Here is a 17,971-nt window from a genome sequence, read left to right on the forward strand (position 1 = left end):
GATAAAACCGGTGCCCCGCCCCCGACGGACGGGAGCGGGGCACCGGCGGTGGATGCTCAGGCGAGGTAGTCGGCCAGGTCGGAGAGCAGCGCGGCCTTGGGCTTGGCGCCGACGATCTGCTTCACCGGCTTGCCGTCCTTGAACACGATCATCGTGGGGATGGACATCACCTGGTAGTCGCGGGCCGTCGCCGGGTTGGCGTCGATGTCCAGCTTCGCGATGGTGACCTTGTCCTTGTTCTCCCCCGCGATCTCGTCGAGCACGGGAGCGACCATCTTGCACGGCCCGCACCAGGTGGCCCAGAAGTCGACCACGACGGGCTTGTCGCTCTTGAGGACGGCGCTCTCGAACGAGGCGTCGGTGACCTCGACGGTGTTGGCCATGTGTACTCCGTTCCCTGGAAACTTGCCCCGGTACTCGATGGGGATGTTGTCTGGTGGTTCAGGCGGTGACGGCCGCGACCTGCTCGGAAGCGGCGCCGTAGCCACCGCCGACCAGCTCGCTGGGTACCGGGGCCTCGGCGAGCCAGCGCTCGGCGTCGATGGCCGCGGCACAGCCGGAGCCGGCCGCGGTGACGGCCTGGCGGTAGACGTGGTCGACGAGGTCGCCCGCGGCGAACACGCCGGGGATCGCCGTGCGGGTGCTCGGCGACTCCACCTGCACGTAGCCGTTCTCGTCGGTGGCGAGCACGTCCTTCACGAGCTGGCTGCGCGGGTCGTGACCGATCGCGACGAACATTCCGCTGACGTCGAGGACCGACTCCTCGCCGGTCGTCGTGTCACGCAGCCGAAGGCCGGAGACGCTGCCCTCGCCGAGCACCTCGACGACCTCCGCGCCCAAGCGCCAGCGCATCTTCGGGTCGTCCTGCGCGCGCTTGAGCATGATCTTCGAGGCGCGGAACTCGTCGCGGCGGTGCACGATCGTGACCGATCGGGCGAACCGCGTGAGGAAGGTGGCCTCCTCCATCGCCGAGTCGCCGCCGCCGATCACCGCGATGTCCTTGTCGCGGAAGAAGAAGCCGTCACAGGTGGCACAGGCGCTCACCCCGCGTCCGAGCAGCTTCTGCTCGCCGGGGACGTGCAGGTAGCGGGCCGCGGCACCCATCGCGAGGATGATCGCCCGGGAGCGGTAGGTGACGCCGTTCGCCACCACCGACTTGACCTCGCCCTCGAGCGAGATCTCCTCCACGTCCTCGGCGCGGAGCTCGGCACCGAAGCGCTGCGCCTGGCCGCGCATCTGCTCCATCAGCTCCGGGCCCATGATCCCGTCGGTGAAGCCGGGGTAGTTCTCGACCTCGGTGGTGGTCATGAGCGCGCCGCCGAACTGAGTGCCCTCGAACACGAGGGGGCGCAGCTGGGCGCGGGCCGCGTACACCGCTGCGGTGTAGCCCGCCGGACCCGATCCGACGATGATCAGTTCGCGAACCTCGCCGGTGCTCGCTCGATCGCTGGTCACGGGTTGCGTCCTCCCTCGTCGCGTACAGGCCGTGCAACACCTTCCCAGGAACGGGCATTCCACAGCGGGCGGGGGCCGCACCGGCAGGTGACGGGGCTCACCCCCCGATCGTCCGCGCGTCGAGCAGCACGCCACCCTCCGGGCCGCAGCCGGGCGCGACGACGACGATGTGCAAGCGGCCGCGCTCACCCGTCGCCATCAGCAGGAGTACCCCGTCGCGCCCGTCGAGAACGACATCACGACCGCCCAGGAGCGGGGAGTCCGGCGCCACGCCGGGGGGCGCGACCGAGCGCAGGCATCCGGCCCGGCGGGTGGGATCGGCCAGTTCGCCCACGTCGACGTCGCCCCGGACGGCGAGGGCCGCGGTCACCAGGTCCACGCCGTCGAGCGACATCGGGGACGGCTCACGTGGCGTCCAGAGCAGGCCCGCGACGACGGTGGCGGCGAGCACGGCTGCCGCGACGAGCGCCGGGCGCACCCCGCGCCGGCACGGCCGGCCGCCGACCGGTGGGAGCGCGGCCGACTCCGCGGCGAGCGCGGCGTCCCACCGCGCGGCGTACTCCGCCGGCACCGGCGGATCTGCGAGCTCACCCAGCTCGGCGCGGGTGGTGGCCAGGCCGGCCAGCACGGCGCCCGCCTCGGGATCCTGTGCGGCGGCGGCCCGGACCTCGGCCGCCGTGTCGGCGTCGAGCAGGCCGGCGTCGAGGTCGGCGAGGAGGTCGGCGGGCAGGGGGGCACGCTCGTGCGGCTCGCTCATCGCTCCTCCTCCCGCAGGTGGCCCAGCAGTGCACCGAGCCGGACCCGGCCGCGGGCGCAGCGGCTCTTCACGGTGCCGACGGGGACCTCCAGCACCTCGGCGACCTCATCGAGGGGCCAACCTTGCACGTCGACGAGCACCACCGCCACCCGCTGGTGTGCGGGCAGCTCGGCGAGCGCGTCCACCACGGACAGCCGGGTGACCACGTCCATCGCCACGTCCGGGCGCCGCTCCCGTGGCTCGGCCTCCGGGAGCGGCACCGTGTCGTGGCGGCGTTCCTTGCGGAGCCGGTCGATGCAGGCGTTGAGCAGGATGCGGTGGAGCCAAGTGCGGACCGACGCCTCGCCGCGGTAGGTACCCGCCCGCCGGTAGGCCGCCACGAGTGCCTCCTGCACGGCGTCGGCGGCGTCCTCGGGGTGGCGCAACGTGCGCAGGGCGATGCCCCACAGCCGGTTCCGGTACCGGGCGACCAGTTCGCCGAACGCGTGCCGGTCGCCCGCCAGATGCGCGGCGAGCAGCTCCGCATCGCTCGGCGCGCCCATGATCGGACAGTAGGTGGGGACGGCCCGCTCCCGCGGGCGTTTCGGAGAACTCGTCCGAACGACACGTGCGGCCCATCAGAATGTCGCTCGTGAAGCGACTGCGCCCTGTCGACCTCGCCCGGGAGGTGGGCATCTCGACGCAGCAGGTGCGCAACTACGAGGCCGGGGGCATCCTCCCGCCCGCACCGCGCAGCGAGAGCGGCTACCGCAGCTACGGCCCGGAGCACCTCGAGGCGCTGCGCACCTTCCGGGCGCTGGTGCCGGGGTTCGGCATCGGCGCGGCCACGGCGATCATGCTCGCCGTCCACGACGGCGACCGGACACGAGCGCTCCGGTTGGTCGACGAAGGCCACGCGACCCTGCACGAGCAGCGGCTGGCCACCGAAGCCGCAGGCGAGGCCCTCGACGCGCTCGCGGTGCGGTTCCGCCCGGAACCGGAGCCCGGGCCGGCGCTGCGGGTAGGCGAGCTGGCGGCCCGGCTGCGGGTGCGCCCGTCGACGCTGCGGGTCTGGGACGCGGCCGGGCTGCTCACCCCCACCCGCGAGCGCGGCACGGCGTACCGCAGGTACGGGCCCGTCGAGGTCCGCGACGCGCGGATCATCGCGATGCTGCGGCAGGGGCACTACGGTTTCGAGCAGATCAGGCCGGTGCTCGAGGGGCTGCGGCGCACGGGGAGCCCAGAGGCCCTGCGCGCCGCGGTGGCCGAACGACGCGCAGCGCACGACCGGCGGAGCCGCGACATGCTGCGCGGCGGGTCACTCCTGGACGCCTACCTCTCGCGGGAGGGCTGATCCTCCCCGCCTCCGGAGGGGAGGACTAGGCGCCGGCGCGGTGGAACTCGACCTCGCTGATCTCGCTCGAGTACGACGAGTCGTCCCCGGACAGCTTGGTGATCCACAGCAGCACGTGCTCGACGGGCTGGCTCCCGTCCAGCGACACCGGCGTGCGGCCGCTCCCCAGCGTGGCCTCGGTGATCTTCTCCGTCTCCGACAGCGGGGCGTCGGCCGACGGGGCCGAGCGGACCTCGATCACGGTGCCGCGGCTCCGCGACTCGATCGTGAGCTCGGACAGCTGCACCGCCGACGCGAACGACACCATGATCCCGATGCCGGGGCGGTACACCGGGAACTGCTGGTAGTACGTGGAGGTGTTCCAGGCGGTGGCCGGATCGTGGTCGATGATCCGGGTGGCCCGCTCGGCGTTGTCGGGATCGCCGCCCTTGTCGTAGACCTCCACGGCGAGGCCGCCGACCGCCGGCCCGGCCGGCGCCGGTACGACCTGCGGCTGCCCCTGCTCGGGCTGGACCGGCTCGCCCTCGACGACGATCGGCGGACCGCCGCTCTCGACGAACATGTCGCCGAGCTGAACGCCGAGGTAGCCGAGGACCATGAGGACAGCGGCGCCGAGCGCCGTGAGCGCGATCGTCATCTTGCGGCGGCGCTGCGGGTCGGGAGGGCTGATGGTGCGGCCGCGGTCCTGCCAGACGTCCTCCGGCGAGGACGGAACACCGTCGTGGGCCGGCGGGAACAGCGCCATCCTGTCGTCCTCGGCCACCACCTCGGTGAGCAGGCGCTGCACCGCTGCGGCGGTGTGGACGTGCCCCGGCGCGCCGTCGGGCCCGAGGGTGCCACTGGTGAGCGTGTCGAGCTCGACCGGCACGCCGGGCCGCAGCTCGGACGGGGGCAGCAGCGCCCCGCCCGCAGTGCGCTCCGCGGCGGCCAGCCCGGCGCGGGCGGCATCGGCGGAGGACAGCGGCCAGTGGCTGGTGAGCAGCGTGTAGAGCACGGCGCCGAGGCCGCGGACGTCGTCGGCAGGCGTGACGTCCGATCGGGGCATCGCGAAGCAGAGCTGGGCGCGGCCGTCCGGGGTGATCCGGACGCGCTGCGGGTGGTCGCAGCCGAGCACGAGGCCGTGCCGGTGGGCGGCCTCCGCGGCGGCGGCCAGCGGCGCGACGGCGCGGGCGGCGGCGAGCGGCTTGACCAGGCCGTCGGCCACCACCTCGCCCAGGCTGCGCCCGGGGACCCACTCGGTGACCGCGGCGCCCAGCACGTCGTCGGGCACGCTCGCGGCGCCCGGCGTGAGCACGTCGAGCAGCCGGGCGCAGCCGTTGTGCTCGAAGCTGCCGGAACGCAGCGCCCGCACCACCATCTGCTCCGCACGGGCCACGTCGGTCAGGTCGTCGTCGAACACCGCCCCGGGTGCCGGGCGCCGCAGCACGGTGACGGCGACGTCGCGGCGCAGGATCGTGTCCTCGGCCCGCCAGAACTCCGCGCACGCGGCGGGGTCGGTGCCGACGCGGGTGCGCAGCCGGTAGCGGCTTGCCAGCAGGCTGCCGGCGATGGTGCCCGACGGCACCGGCGGCACCGCGGGCGCGGTGGGGAGGTCGGTGGCCGGCGCGGTGCGCACCGTGGGCTGCTCGGCATCCTGCTCGGCCGGGCGGTCGTCCGTGCGTTGCTGTTCGGGGACGCGCGGTGCGGTGTCCCCCGGGGCGGCCGTGTCGTCGGCCGACTCGCCGGGCGCGGCGGCACCGGAAGGTGGGCTCGCCAACTCACTCACCGCTCCGCCCTCCCCGGCATTCGCGAACCACACCTCGCCCGGGGCTGAGCCTACGTCAGCGGTGGTTGCCGCGCCGAGGCTTCCCCCTGTCGACGATCCGTTCGAGTCGCTTCAGGACGACACCGACCTCACGTACTCCTATCAGCCGCATGACCAGCACCGTTACCGGTCCACCCAGGACCACAGCGATACCCAGCTCGGCCCACGCCCTGGCGAGCGGGGCCAGCGTGGCGAGGGGGCCTGCGGCCAGCAGCGCGATCACCCCTGCGGCGAGCAGCATCCCCGCTGCGGCAGCCAGCACCACACGACCTGCTGTGGCGAGCACCACACCCGTCGGCACCCCGCCGAGCATTCGCCTCAGGATCAGCTGGCCGATCACCGCACCCACCACGAACGCGGCGCTGTTGGCGGCCGCGAGGCCGAGCACGACGTCCTCGGGGGCGAGCAACGCCGCGCAGGCGAGCATCAGCGGGATCTTCGTCGCCACTACGCAGAGCTGCACGAACGTCGCCGTGCGGTGGGCCGTGAGTGCGTAGAACACGCGCGCCTGCAGCATCGTGAAGGCGAAGGGCAGCAACCCGAACGCCGACACCGCGAGCGCGGCACCGAGCCGGGCGGCGCCGTCGAGGTTGCCCGGACGCAGGCCGAAGAGCGCGACGCCCACCGGGGTGCCGAACACCGTGAGCAGCACCGAGATCGGCACCAGCAGCACCGAGGCGAGCTTGCCGCCCAGCCCGAGGTCGGCCGCGACGTCGCCGGTGCGGCCCTCGGCCGCGGCCCGCGACATGCGCGGCATGAGCGCGGTGAGCAGCGACACCCCGAGCACGCCGTAGGGCACCTGCAGGAGCAGCCACGCGTTCGTGTAGATCGCGAACGCCCCGGCGTCGGACCCGGTGGCCACCCGCGTGGTGACGATCAGGCCGGCCTGCCCGATCAGCACGTAGGCCACCGCCCACGCGCCGAGGCCCGCCGCCTTCGTCAGGCGAGGATCCCAGCCCCACAGCGGGCGGTAGGAGAAGCCGACGCGGCGTGCGGCGGGCAACAGCACGAGCGTCTGCGCGGCGATCCCGAGCGTGGTGCCGACGCCCAGCACGAGCAGACGGGCGCCCTCGGGCACGACGAGGTAGACGCCCACCACGGCGAGCACGACGACGTTGTTCAGCACCGGTGCCCAGCCGAACGCGCCGAACGAGCCGCGGCTGTTGAGCACGGCGCCGAGCAGCGCCCCCAGGCCGTAGAAGAAGATCTGCGGCAGGAGCATGTAGGCGAGCGTGGTGGCGAGCTGCGGGTCGGCCGTGGAGCTCGCCTGCCCGCCCAGGTAGAGCTGGGTCAACAGTGGCGCGGCGAGCATCCCGGCCGCAGTGGCGAGCAGCAGCGCCGCGCCGGCGATGGTGATCAGCTTGCGGGTGTAGGCATCGCCGCCGTCGGGATCCTCGCGCTGGGCCCTGACCAGCAGCGGGATCATCATGCTGCTCAGGGCGCCACCGATGAGCAGCTCGTAGACGATGTTGGGCAGGGTGTTGGACAGCGTGTAGGAGTCGTTGAGCACGGTGGCGCCGAGCACCGTGAACAGCGCGACCTGCCGCAGGAAGCCGGTGATCCGGCTGGCCAGGCTGCCCAGCGCCATCAGGCTGCTGGACCGGCCGAGCGACGGTTCGGCGCGCGGCGCGGGCACGATCGGGATCCGCTCGGTGATCGCGTCGTCCGGCGCCGGGTCGGTCACGGGCTCGGGACGCGCGGCGGGCCAGGGGGCGGGCGCTCGCCGCGGTGCCGCACCGCCGGGAGGCGGTCCGTGACGGCCAGCGGGTCCGGGAACGGGTCGCCGGTGTGGTGGGAACGCGGGCCCGGCGGCGCCTCCGGGAGGGGCGGCGGGGGCGGGCCCGATCCGGGCGGTGGGTTCCGTGGTTCCCCACGGATCCGGCGCACGATCCGATGGCCGGCCAGCACCACGAGGAGGATGCCCGCGCTCGCCGTCAACCACACCGTGATGGTGCCGTAGGCGGTGGAGCGCACCCGCAACCGGCTCGGCTGCCCGAGCAGTTCGCCGTCGGGTGTACGCACCGCCGCCTGCACGCTGAACTGACCGGACCTGATCACCTCCGCGCTCACGCGCACCTGGCGCCTGCCCAGCGGAGGCACCTCCTGCGGCTCGATGGGGGCCACGCGCAGGCCGGAGGAGGGCAGGATCTCCACGTCCACCCGCATGGTGACCGGGAGGCCGTTCGCCACCGTGATCAGGATCGGCGCGTCCGACGTGCCGAGCGAGTACGGGCCGGGCGGCTCGAGCACGCGGATCGAGCCCCGGAGCACCGCCACCCGGTCGGCCATCTCCGTCGCGGCGGATTCGGCGGCCTCCGGACGGGTCCGCCACGCCGACGACAGCGGACGCAGGAGACCGCGCCGCAGGGGCGTGAAGGCCTCCTCCGGGCTCACGCCGACGCCGGAGTTCGGTACGGCGGCGGAGGCCAGATCCGCGATGTCCGCGGCGGTGGTGCGGAGCGTGTCGACCGCGGGCCCGGTCACCTCACGGCCCCCGACGTGCAACGGGTAGATGATCGGTAGCGCCGCCGCACCCGTCGGCGGCCCGACGGCCAGTACGCCGTCGAGCCCGCGCGGCACGATCCGCCCGACGTCGAGCAGCTGGTCCACGGCGCCGAACAGCGCGTCCGCGGCGGGACCGTCGGCCGTCCACTGGTGCGGCGGGGCGAGCACGAGCGGCCCACCCGCGGGCGCCGCGACGTCCCCCGGCTCCTGGGTGCGGAACGCGAGCGCGCCGATGAGGTCCTGGGTGGAGAGCGGGCTCGCGGTGCCTGCCGGGCTGACCGACGGGGCCGAGCCGCTGCGCACCGCACCCAGGTCTCCGCCGGGTACGTCCGGGAGGCCGGCCGCCGCCCGGGTGAGCAGCGGATCGGTCAGCACCGTGAACTGGGCGCGCTGCCCACCCGCGATCGGGAGAACGCCCGAGTTGCGCGTCGTCCGCCCTTGCTCGACGGCGTCCGCCGCGAGCAGCAGCGAACGGCCCTCCGCCCTGGCGGCCATCGCGAGCGTCTCGTCGTCGACCGCGCCTTCGACCGGCCAGGTGACGTCCGGCACGACCTGTGTCTGGAGGATCTCCTGCAGCACCTGCCGGCCGTCGGTGATCGCCGAGGTGGCGAGATCGGCCATGCCGGCCCGCGTGAGCGCGACCAGATCGGCGTCGGCGTACGGCAGCGCGACCACGCAGCCCTCACGCGCCACCGACGCGAGCTGGTCGAGCCACTGGCCCGCCACCGCCCCGCCGGTGCCCGGCACCGGGTTGCCGTCCGGACCGACGACCCGGTAGCCGTTCGGGCTCCGCATCAGGGCCGCGGTCTCCACCAGGTCCGGGTCGACCGCGAGGCACGTCGCCTCGCGCACCCGGGAATCCGCGGGCGCGTTGCGGGCGAGCGCGGCGACGAGCCCGCCGAGGCGCCCGTCGGGAGCGAAGGAGGCCGCCAGGTAGTCGTCGGTGAGCAGCGTGGGCTCACCTGGGACCGTGGCGAGCCGGCGCGGGGTGTCGGCGATCGGAACGAGCAGCGCGAACGGGGTGGCCCCGCCGGTGGTGGCCGGCGGCACCTGGTCGGGAGAGGCCGGGTCCGGCGGCAGCGACAGCACCGGGAGGAGCATCCGCGCCGCGGCGAGCCGCGCGCGCGCCCCGTCCCCCGGCGACCCGTTGACGTTCACGAGCAGCTCGTGCACACCGGTGGCGTTCAGCGCGAGGCTGGTCTCGGGTGATCCGCGCAGCGGGAGGGTCAGCCGTACGGGCAGCTGCGCACCGGGCGCGAGCTCGCCCGGGAGCGGCATGAACTGGGGGGTGACCGCGTCGGTACGGGCCGTGCCGTCCAGCGCGTCCCGCAGCGCACCCTCCGTCTCGAGCGGGTTGCCGCGCTGCACCCGGATCGTCAGGTCGCGCACCGGGACCTCGCCGGTGTTGGTGAGCGTGCCGACCACCACGAGGTCGCGGGTCCCGCCGGTCGTGACCACCCGTGGGGACATCTCCTGGAGCTCCAGCCGCAGCGGACCGTCCGCCACCTGCCCCGGTGCCGCGGGAGCCGCGGCCGCACCGGGGACCGGGCCGGGGCCGAACAGCCCGGCCAGCGTCAGCAGGGTGATCGCGACAAGGGTCGCGACCGGCTTCACGCGGACTCCTCCAGCAGCTCGGTGGCTCGCCTGATCAAGCGGCGTTCGTCGGCGTAGGCGAGGCGGTCCTCGAGCTCGTCGAGCGGCACCCACGCCACCTCGGCGACCTCGACGTCGTCGTCGGACAGCTCCCCGCCGAGCGCCTGCAGCAGGAAGTGGTGGACCGTCTTGTGGACGCGGCGGTCCTCGGCGACGAACCAGAAGTCGATCGTGCCGAGCGGTGCGACCACGCGGCCGATGATGCCGGTCTCCTCCTCGACCTCGCGCACCGCCGCCTCCTCGGCCGTCTCACCGGCCTCGATGTGGCCCTTGGGCAGCGACCACAGCAGACGCCCCCTGCGGTCGAGGCGGCCGATCACCGCGGCCGCGCCGGTGGCGTGGTCGACGACGAGCCCGCCGGCCGACGTCTCGTCGACCGTGCGCAGCCGTCTGCGGCGTTCGGCCGGACGACCCCCGCGACGCCCCCCGGAGCGGCCGCGGGATGAGGACATGTGGGGATCGTAACGAGCGCGGGGCGTTGAACGCCGCCGCGAGCCGCGTGCCGTGTCCCGGCCGAACGGCGTCCGCTGCGCCCCCGCCCGCTCGCCACCCCGTCCTCGTCGCCCCCCTCGACGGCTACGCATAGACTGGCGCGCCGTGTCTGCACCCGCCACGGCATCCGGCGCCGCGCCCCCCGAGCTTCTCCGAGCCCAGGAGAATGCGGTCGTGCAGATGGTCACGGTCGGCCCCGTCGCCGAGGAGCTCGCAAGCCGGTTCGCCGATGCCGGCCACCGGCTCTACCTGGTCGGCGGCAGCGTCCGGGACGCGCTCATCGGCCGCGAGGTGTCCGACCTGGACTTCACCACGGACGCCCGGCCCGAGGAGATCCTCGACGTCGTCCGCGGCTGGACCGACGCCGTCTGGGACACCGGCATCGCCTTCGGCACGGTCGGGGCCCGCAAGCGCGGCACCACCGTCGAGATCACGACGTTCCGCGCCGACGCCTACGACCGCGTCTCCCGAAACCCGATCGTGCGTTTCGGTGACTCGATCGAGGACGACCTCGTGCGGCGGGACTTCACCGTCAACGCGATGGCGGTGGAGCTCACCGGCCCGGAGCGGCGGTTCGTCGACCCGTACGGCGGGCTCGCCGCGCTCTCCGCCGGCACCCTCGACACGCCCGCCGCCCCGGAGGACTCCTTCGCCGACGACCCGCTGCGGATGCTGCGGGCCGCCCGGTTCGTCTCGCAGCTCGGACTCACCCCGGCTCAGCGGGTTGTCGTCGCAATGACGAACATGGCGGACGAGCTGGACCGCATCACGCGCGAGCGCGTGCAGGCCGAGCTCAGCAAGCTGATCCTCGGCACGCACCCGCGGCGCGCCATCGAGCTGATGGTCGACACCGGGCTGTGCGAGCACGTGCTCCCCGAGGTCCCCGCCATGCGGCTCGCGATCGACGAGCACATGCAGCACAAGGACGTCTACACGCACTCTCTCGTGGTCATGGAGCAGGCGATCGACCGCGAGACCGACGGACCCGACCTCGTGCTGCGGCTCGCCGCGCTGCTGCACGACATCGGCAAGCCCGACACGCGGCGCAAGGAGCCGGACGGCCGCGTGAGCTTCCACCACCACGAGGTGGTCGGGGCGAAGATGGTGCGCAGGCGGCTGCGTGAGCTGAAGTACCCCAAGGCGATCGTGGACGACGTCGCCCAGCTCGTGTTCCTGCACCTGCGCTTCCACGGCTACTCGGGCGGCGAGTGGACCGACTCCGCGGTCCGCCGCTACGTCACCGACGCAGGCCCGCTGCTCGAGCGGCTGCACAAGCTCGTGCGCTCGGACTGCACCACCCGCAACCGCAGGCGGGCCGCTGCGCTGCAGCGCAGCTACGACTCGCTCGAGGAGCGGATCGCCAGCCTGCGCGAGAAGGAGGCGCTCGACGCCATCCGGCCCGACCTGGACGGGAACGAGATCATGCGGCTGCTGGGCGTCCCACCGGGCCCGCAGGTCGGCAGGGCCTACAAGCACCTGCTGGCCCTGCGCATGGAGCGCGGTCCGCTCTCCCGCGAGGAGGCGGAAGCCGAGCTGCGCGCGTGGGCGGCCGACAATCTGGGCTGAGCGCGTCCGCACGCGGGCGAGTTGGCCGCCGTCGCGCGCGGGGTGCCGGGAACGGCGCGCCCGAGCCGCGCATTACATGATCAAGTCGAAAACACGGGTCTCGGATCGGGGTCGAACACCCATGGTGTCGACATGATCATGCACATCATGGGTCCGGAGCCCTCCGGGCCCTGACGCTGAAAGTCAGGAAAGTGGCTTCGCTGACATCGCGTCGAGCCGGCGGCCGCGGCGCAGCTGCATGTCGTGGCCCAGGTAGCCGAGCACGTACAGCAGGGCGGCCGTGCCGAACAGCCACGGCGCGGCACCGTCCGGCGGGCTGAGCAGGGCAGCCGCGGCCACCGCCAGTACGTACCCGAGGTTGAACACGATGTCGTAGAGGGCGAACACCCGCCCGAGCACTTCGTCGCGCACCTCGCCCTGCACGGCGGCGTCGGCGCAGAGCTTCACGATCTGGCCGGTGAGCCCCAGTACGAACGCGGCCACCATCACGATGGGCAGCGAGAGCAGCGCGGCAAGGGTGAGCTGCGTGACCGTGGCGACCACGAGCGACACCCGCACCGTGCGCGGCCGTCCCCACCTGCGCACCATCCACGGGGCGAGCAGCGCCGCCGTGCCCAGCCCGGCCGCGGCGAGCACGACCGCCTCGCCCAGGCCGGCCATGCCGGCGCGCAGCGGGCCGGCATCGGTGAAGGCGTAGCGGAACAGCAGCAGCGAGAGCAGCGTCGAGACGCCGAACGCGAGCCGGTGCGTCCCCAGCGCCAGGAACGACGCCGCCACCGACGGGGTGGCGATCGTCGCCCGTGCCCCGTCGGCGAAACCGTGCAGCACGCTGCCCGCCGTCGACCGGCGGCCATCGGTGCGGTCGGGTCCGAGCCTGCCGCGGCGGAACCCGGCCGCCAGCACCGCCGCCGTCAACGAGCCGGCGATCCCGATCAGCGTCACCGCGCCCGAGCCCGCGTCGCCCGTGCCGACGAGCTCGCGCAGCCCGATCGCCGTCGCCCCGCCGATGGCGGCTGTCGCGGCGCCCGCGGTGACGGCGAAGGTGTTGGCCTCCACCAGGTGCCGGCGCGGCACGACGTGGGGCAGTGCGACCGACAGCGCGGCGAGCACGAACCGGTTCACCCCGGCCGCGGCCAGTGCGGGCAGGTACAGCGCCACGCCGGACGCGCCGGACATCACCACGGCCGCGACGACCACCACGAGCGCCGCGCGGACGACGTTGGCACCCATGAGAACCCGCTTGCGGTCCCAGCGGTCGATGAGCGCGCCCGCGAACGGCCCGATCAGCGAGTACGGCAGCAGCAGCACGGCGAGCCCGGCCGCCACGGCGATCGGGTCGGCCTGCCGCTCCGGGTTGAACAGCACGGCCCCGCCCAGCGCGGCCTGGAACATGCCGTCGCCCCACTGCGTGGCGAAGCGCACGGCCAGCAGCCGGCGGAAGCCCCGGGTGCGCACTAGCCGGACGAGGCCGAGGCGCACGTGCGGCGTCGCGCCGGAGACCTCGGCGGCGGCGGACGGCAGCCCGGGTCCCGATGACGGCACGGCTGGAGGCTACTGCGCCGAGCGGGGTGCGACGATGGGCGCGTGGTGGACGAGCGCTCCCGTTCTGGTTCGGCTCCCGGTTCGGAGGTGGCGCCAGGCACGTTGTTGGTGGCGGCTCCCGGACTGCTCGACCCCCACTTCCGGCGCACTGTGATCTACGTCATCGAACACCGTCCGCGGGGCACCCTCGGCGTCGTCCTCAACCGCCCGAGCGAGGTCACGGTGCGCGACGTCCTCCCGTCGTGGGCGCCGCTGTCGTCGCAGCCGCCCGCGGTCTTCGTCGGAGGGCCGGTGGAGAGCGAGACGGCACTGTGCCTCGCGGCCGTGCGAACCGGCCAGGACCCGGGCGCGGTCGACGGGCTGATCACGGTGCGCGGCCCGGTGGCGCTCGTCGACCTCGACTCCGACCCGGCCGCGATCGCGCCGAGGCTGCGCGGCCTGCGCGTGTTCGCCGGCTACTCGGGCTGGGACGCCGGGCAGCTCGCGGGTGAGATCGAGCGGGGCGACTGGATCGTCGTGCCCGCGATCCCGGACGACGTGCTGGCCCGCCACGACGGGCGCCTGTGGGGGCACGTGCTGCGCCGGCAGGGCATGCCGCTGGCGCTGCTCGCGACCTACCCGCTGGACCTGAGGAACAACTAGAGCGCTCCAGCTGTCGGTCGCTGTGCCCGTGCGTGGAGGGCTTCCGCGGGAGGCGGGCACTGGCGTCGTCGTGATCGACGGGTAGTCGGGGGGATCTGACCCCGGTTCGCGCGCCGAGCCCACCGGAACCCCGCCCGACCGGACCGACTCGACGGGACCCGATCGAGGGGCGACGGGCTCAGGCCCGGCGGCTGCCCCGAGCTGCGGCCACGGCCTCACCGGCCGGGATGCTCATGATCCGAACTGTCGGTTGCCCATGACCATGAGCACCCGCCACCGCAGATCATGAGCGCCAAGATCGCAAGTATCGGTTGCCCATGGCTGTCACCACAGCCATGGCCAACCGTTCAGAGCTGCTGCTGGGCCCCGGCCGCCGCGGTGCGGCAGCCGGCGACGAGGTCGCAGCCCGCGCACGTCCCGCCGCACACCGACGGGCCGGGCTCCGGCGGCGGCACGGCAGCCGCCGCGCGATCTCCCGCCACACCCCCGACCCCGGTGAGGACGAAGGCCGCGACCGCGCTCACCACGACGAGGGTCCAGCCGAGCAGGCCGGTGGCTCCTGCCAGCAGTGCGCCGCCGCCTGCGACGGACACGGCGCCCGCCGCGCCGAGCGGGGCCGCCGCCACCTGGTTGGCCACGGCGAACGCGGCGTCGGAGCGCAGGCTCGCAGCCGTGCGCACCCCTGCCCAGCGGTTGCGCCTCAGCTTCCGGCGCAGTCCGAGGATCGCGATCGTGAGCAGCGCGGCACCGAGCACGACGAGCAGGGCACCCAGGGTGAGGCGGACGGGGAGCGGCACGACGAACAGGCTACGCGGTGCTCATGGCCTCCGCTCCGCTTCGGCGGCTCGCGCCCGCACGCTCGCTGTACCCGATCGCGCAGGCCGGACCGCCGGCGCTACCCTGGTCACGTGGCCCGCCGACTTCTTCTCGAGGCCGCGCCGCACTGAGCGTGTCACACACGCTACGGCGCGGCCGACCCCTTCTGCCTCGAGCAGGGGGGTCTTCTGGTTTTCGGGCCCCCACGGACTTCCCAGGAGCGGGACATGAGCACGGACACGACCGCAGCCGCGTCGGAGCGCGCCGAGGCACCCGGCAACGAGGGTGCCCCGCTGTTCCGCTACGGCGCCGCGCTGGCCGCGCAGATCGAGCGTCGGTGGCAGGACCGGTGGGAGAGCGAGGGCACGTTCCACGCGCCCAACCCGTCCGGGCCATGGGCTGATCCCACCCGCCTGGATCCCGAGGCCACGGGGCGCGAGAAGGTCTACCTGCTGGACATGTTCCCGTACCCGTCCGGCGCGGGGCTGCACGTCGGCCACCCGCTGGGCTTCATCGGCACCGACGTGCTGGGCCGCTACCTGCGGATGAACGGCCGCACCGTGCTGCACGCCATGGGCTTCGACGCGTTCGGGCTGCCCGCCGAGCAGTACGCGGTGCAGACCGGCACGCACCCGCGGAAGACCACCGAGGAGAACATCAAGCGCTACAAGGCGCAGCTGCGCCAGCTGGGCCTGGCCCACGACGAGCGCCGCTCGGTGGCCACCACCGACGTCGAGTTCTACCGCTGGACGCAGTGGATCTTCCTGCAGATCTTCAACAGCTGGTACGACGAGAAGCAGCAGAAGGCCCGGCCCATCGCCGAGCTGGAGGCCGAGTTCGCGCGGGACGAGCGCCGGACGCCGGATGGCCGCGGTTGGTGCGAGCTGACGCGGGCCGAGCAGCGCAGCGTGATCGACGGCTACCGGCTGGCCTACATCTCCGAGGCGCCGGTGAACTGGTGCCCCGGTCTGGGCACGGTGCTGGCCAACGAGGAGGTCACCGCCGACGGGCGCAGCGAGCGGGGCAACTTCCCCGTGTTCCGCCGCAACCTGAAGCAGTGGATGATGCGGATCACGGCCTACGCCGACCGCCTGATCGACGACCTGGACCGGCTGGACTGGCCGGACTCGATCAAGACGATGCAGCGGAACTGGATCGGTCGCTCCGCGGGCGCGCAGGTCCGCTTCCCCGTCGACGGCGCGGAGATCGAGGTCTTCACCACCCGGCCGGACACGCTGTTCGGCGCCACGTACATGGTGCTGGCGCCCGAGCACCCGCTGATCGACACGATCGTCCCCGAGCGGTGGCCCGACGGCGTCGACTCCCGGTGGACCGGCGGAGCGGCCGGACCGCGGGAGGCGATCGGTGCGTACCAGGAAGCCGCATCGCGCAAGTCCGAGCTGGACCGCCAGGAGAACAAGGAGAAGACCGGCGTCTTCACCGGCGCGTACGCCATCAACCCGGTGAACGGCGAGCGGATCCCGGTCTTCGTCGCCGACTACGTGCTGATGGGCTACGGCACCGGCGCGATCATGGCCGTTCCCGGGCAGGACCAGCGCGACTGGGACTTCGCCCAGGCCTTCGGCCTGCCGATCGTGCGCACCGTCCAGCCCAGCGAGGGCTGGGACGGCGAGGCGTACACCGGTGACGGTCCCGCGATCAACTCGGCCAACGACGAGATCAGCCTGAACGGCATGGGCGTCGCCGAGGCGAAGCAGGCCATCACCGGGTGGCTGGCCGCGCGCGGAGCGGGCGAGGCCGTCGTGCAGTACAAGCTGCGCGACTGGCTGTTCTCCCGCCAGCGGTACTGGGGTGAGCCGTTCCCGATCGTGTGGGACGAGGACGGCCCGGTCGCGCTGCCCGCCGACCAGCTGCCGGTCGAGCTGCCCGACGTCGACGACTACTCCCCCAAGACCTACGACCCGGACGCCGCCGACACCGAGCCGGAGCCGCCGCTGTCGCGTGCCACCCAGTGGGTCGAGACCGACCTGGACCTGGGTCCCGCCGACGGCAACAGGGGGCTGCAGCACTACCGCCGCGAGACCAACACCATGCCCCAGTGGGCCGGCTCGTGCTGGTACCCGATCCGGTACCTGGACCCGGAGAACCACGAGCGGTTCGTCGACGCCGACGTCGAGCAGTACTGGATGGGCAAGGACCCGTCGCGGCCGGGCGACCCCGGTGGCGTCGACCTGTACGTCGGCGGCGTCGAGCACGCCGTGCTGCACCTGCTGTACGCCCGGTTCTGGCACAAGGTCCTGTACGACCTGGGCCACCTGAGCTCGGAGGAGCCGTTCCGCAGGCTGGTCAACCAGGGCTACATCCAGGCCTACGCCTACACCGACGCCCGCGGTGCCTACGTCCCGGCCGAGGAGGTGGTCGAGGACGAGGAGGGGCGTTTCACGTGGAACGGTCAGCCGGTGCGGCGCGAGTACGGGAAGATGGGCAAGTCGCTGAAGAACGTGGTGACGCCCGACGAGATGTGCGACCGCTACGGCGCCGACACCTTCCGCTTGTACGAGATGTCCACGGGCCCGCTGGAGGTCTCCCGGCCCTGGTCCACCCGTGACGTGATCGGTTCGCACCGGTTCCTGCAGCGCGTCTGGCGCAACCTGGTGGACGAGCAGACCGGCGCGGTCCGCGTCACCGAGGACGAGCCCGACACCGAGACGCTGCGGGTGCTGCACAGGGTGATCGCCGGCGTGCACAGCGACTACGCCGCGCTGCGCTACAACACGGCTGCGGCCAAGCTGATCGAGCTGAACAACCACCTGACCAAGGTCTACGGCACGGTCGGCGTGCCCCGCTCCGTCGCGGAGCCGCTGGTGCTGATGATGGCGCCGCTGACGCCGCACATCGCGGAGGAGCTGTGGTCGTTGCTGGGCCACGAGGGCTCGCTGGCCTATCACTCGTTCCCGGTGGCCGACGAGCAGTACCTGGCCGCAGACACCGTCGAGTACCCGATCCAGATCAACGGCAAGGTGCGCTCGCGCGTCACGGTGGCGGCCGACGCCACGGCCGATCAGGTGGAGGCCGCCGCGTTGGCCGACGAGAAGGTCGTCGCCGCGCTGGCCGGCCGGGCGCCCCGCAAGGTGATCGTGGTGCCCGGCCGACTGGTCAACGTGGTGATCTGAGGTCGGTCACCGGGTCAACCAGCGGCCGAACCAGCGCTGGATCCGAGGCAGTACGCCCCAGACCACGGTCGCGGTCATGATCGGCACGACCACGATGAAGCGCACGGCGGCCGGGAGCTCGTGCACGACCGGATCCGTCAGCGTGACGATGACGAGGATCAGCGGGTAGATCGCGCAGGTCAGCAGCACCCACATCTTCCAGCGTCGCGGGGCGGTGGAGGTGGGCTGCTCGCGCAGCGGGGTCGTCGGCATGTCCCCACGGTGCGCGCGCG

15 protein-coding genes are annotated in these 17,971 nt (G+C 73.4%); 4 read left to right on the forward strand and 11 right to left on the reverse strand.

Annotated elements, in window-relative coordinates:
- Positions 1–56: 56 nt before the first annotated feature.
- The 4 genes from trxA to sigM form a co-directional block, all read right to left on the reverse strand.
- Entirely contained in the window at positions 57–383 is a 327-nt protein-coding gene (gene trxA, locus FHX44_RS16945) for a thioredoxin (RefSeq protein ID WP_147256678.1), read from the reverse strand.
- Positions 384–441: 58 nt separating this feature from the next.
- Positions 442–1,455 carry a thioredoxin-disulfide reductase gene (gene trxB, locus FHX44_RS16950; RefSeq protein WP_147256679.1) on the reverse strand — a complete coding sequence of 338 codons (1,014 nt, stop codon included), beginning with the start codon at positions 1,453–1,455 and terminating at the stop codon, positions 442–444.
- 97 nt (positions 1,456–1,552) lie between these two features.
- Positions 1,553–2,212: a hypothetical protein gene (locus FHX44_RS16955; RefSeq protein ID WP_147256680.1), complete on the reverse strand. Its 660-nt coding sequence runs from the start codon at positions 2,210–2,212 to the stop codon at positions 1,553–1,555.
- Complete coding sequence (gene sigM, locus FHX44_RS16960; protein ID WP_147256681.1) at positions 2,209–2,754, reverse strand: RNA polymerase sigma factor SigM; 546 nt, start codon at positions 2,752–2,754, stop codon at positions 2,209–2,211. Before sigM ends, FHX44_RS16955 begins: the two co-directional genes overlap by 4 nt.
- Positions 2,755–2,843: 89 nt before the next feature.
- Here sigM and FHX44_RS16965 point away from each other — a divergent pair, with 89 nt between their 5' ends.
- Complete coding sequence (locus FHX44_RS16965; protein WP_246170434.1) at positions 2,844–3,545, forward strand: MerR family transcriptional regulator; 702 nt, start codon at positions 2,844–2,846, stop codon at positions 3,543–3,545.
- A gap of 25 nt (positions 3,546–3,570) precedes the next feature.
- Here FHX44_RS16965 and FHX44_RS16970 read toward each other — a convergent pair whose 3' ends face one another.
- Genes FHX44_RS16970 through FHX44_RS16985 form a run of 4 tightly spaced genes read right to left on the reverse strand, consistent with a single transcriptional unit; the run spans position 3,571 to position 9,959 of the window.
- Positions 3,571–5,310: a protein kinase family protein gene (locus tag FHX44_RS16970; protein ID WP_147256683.1), complete on the reverse strand. Its 1,740-nt coding sequence runs from the start codon at positions 5,308–5,310 to the stop codon at positions 3,571–3,573.
- A gap of 55 nt (positions 5,311–5,365) precedes the next feature.
- Positions 5,366–7,033: a murein biosynthesis integral membrane protein MurJ gene (murJ, locus tag FHX44_RS16975; RefSeq protein WP_246170435.1), complete on the reverse strand. Its 1,668-nt coding sequence runs from the start codon at positions 7,031–7,033 to the stop codon at positions 5,366–5,368.
- Positions 7,030–9,468, reverse strand: coding sequence for a DUF6049 family protein (locus FHX44_RS16980; RefSeq protein WP_147256684.1), 2,439 nt, complete (start codon positions 9,466–9,468; stop codon positions 7,030–7,032). The genes murJ and FHX44_RS16980 overlap by 4 nt, the downstream gene beginning before the upstream one ends.
- Positions 9,465–9,959, reverse strand: a complete 495-nt coding sequence (locus tag FHX44_RS16985) for an NUDIX domain-containing protein (protein WP_147256685.1) — start codon at positions 9,957–9,959, stop codon at positions 9,465–9,467. Before FHX44_RS16985 ends, FHX44_RS16980 begins: the two co-directional genes overlap by 4 nt.
- 220 nt (positions 9,960–10,179) lie before the next feature.
- Here FHX44_RS16985 and FHX44_RS16990 point away from each other — a divergent pair, with 220 nt between their 5' ends.
- Entirely contained in the window at positions 10,180–11,565 is a 1,386-nt protein-coding gene (locus FHX44_RS16990; protein WP_147261249.1) for a CCA tRNA nucleotidyltransferase, read from the forward strand.
- Between the two features lie 183 nt (positions 11,566–11,748).
- Here the strand turns inward: FHX44_RS16990 and FHX44_RS16995 are convergent, their stop codons facing one another.
- On the reverse strand, positions 11,749–13,107 hold the full coding sequence (locus FHX44_RS16995; RefSeq protein WP_246170437.1) for an MFS transporter: 1,359 nt from the start codon (positions 13,105–13,107) through the stop codon (positions 11,749–11,751).
- 87 nt (positions 13,108–13,194) lie between these two features.
- Between FHX44_RS16995 and FHX44_RS17000 the strand changes: the two genes are divergently transcribed.
- Entirely contained in the window at positions 13,195–13,749 is a 555-nt protein-coding gene (locus FHX44_RS17000; RefSeq protein WP_246170438.1) for a YqgE/AlgH family protein, read from the forward strand.
- A gap of 347 nt (positions 13,750–14,096) precedes the next feature.
- Here FHX44_RS17000 and FHX44_RS17005 read toward each other — a convergent pair whose 3' ends face one another.
- Positions 14,097–14,546 (reverse strand): SdpI family protein, encoded by a 450-nt coding sequence (locus FHX44_RS17005; protein WP_246170439.1) that lies wholly within the window; start codon positions 14,544–14,546, stop codon positions 14,097–14,099.
- Positions 14,547–14,792: 246 nt separating this feature from the next.
- On the opposite strand from FHX44_RS17005, the gene leuS reads away from it, so the two are divergent.
- Positions 14,793–17,699, forward strand: a complete 2,907-nt coding sequence (gene leuS / locus FHX44_RS17010; protein ID WP_147256687.1) for a leucine--tRNA ligase — start codon at positions 14,793–14,795, stop codon at positions 17,697–17,699.
- Positions 17,700–17,705: 6 nt separating this feature from the next.
- Here the strand turns inward: leuS and FHX44_RS17015 are convergent, their stop codons facing one another.
- Positions 17,706–17,951, reverse strand: a complete 246-nt coding sequence (locus FHX44_RS17015) for a putative antibiotic biosynthesis monooxygenase (RefSeq protein WP_147256688.1) — start codon at positions 17,949–17,951, stop codon at positions 17,706–17,708.
- Positions 17,952–17,971: the final 20 nt, after the last annotated feature.

It is taken from the genome of Pseudonocardia hierapolitana (assembly GCF_007994075.1).
In the GTDB taxonomy this organism is placed as follows: Bacteria; Actinomycetota; Actinomycetes; order Mycobacteriales; family Pseudonocardiaceae; genus Pseudonocardia; species Pseudonocardia hierapolitana.

Excerpts from the sequence above, each read along its gene's own strand:
- trxA (WP_147256678.1), bottom strand. The coding sequence starts at position 383 with ATGGCCAACACCGTCGAGGTCACCGACGCCTCGTTCGAGAGCGCCGTC.
- FHX44_RS16955 (WP_147256680.1), bottom strand. The coding sequence starts at position 2,212 with ATGAGCGAGCCGCACGAGCGTGCCCCCCTGCCCGCCGACCTCCTCGCC.
- sigM (WP_147256681.1), bottom strand. The coding sequence starts at position 2,754 with ATGGGCGCGCCGAGCGATGCGGAGCTGCTCGCCGCGCATCTGGCGGGC.
- FHX44_RS16985 (WP_147256685.1), bottom strand. The coding sequence starts at position 9,959 with ATGTCCTCATCCCGCGGCCGCTCCGGGGGGCGTCGCGGGGGTCGTCCG.
- FHX44_RS16990 (WP_147261249.1), top strand. The coding sequence starts at position 10,180 with ATGGTCACGGTCGGCCCCGTCGCCGAGGAGCTCGCAAGCCGGTTCGCC.
- leuS (WP_147256687.1), top strand. The coding sequence starts at position 14,793 with ATGAGCACGGACACGACCGCAGCCGCGTCGGAGCGCGCCGAGGCACCC.
- FHX44_RS17015 (WP_147256688.1), bottom strand. The coding sequence starts at position 17,951 with ATGCCGACGACCCCGCTGCGCGAGCAGCCCACCTCCACCGCCCCGCGA.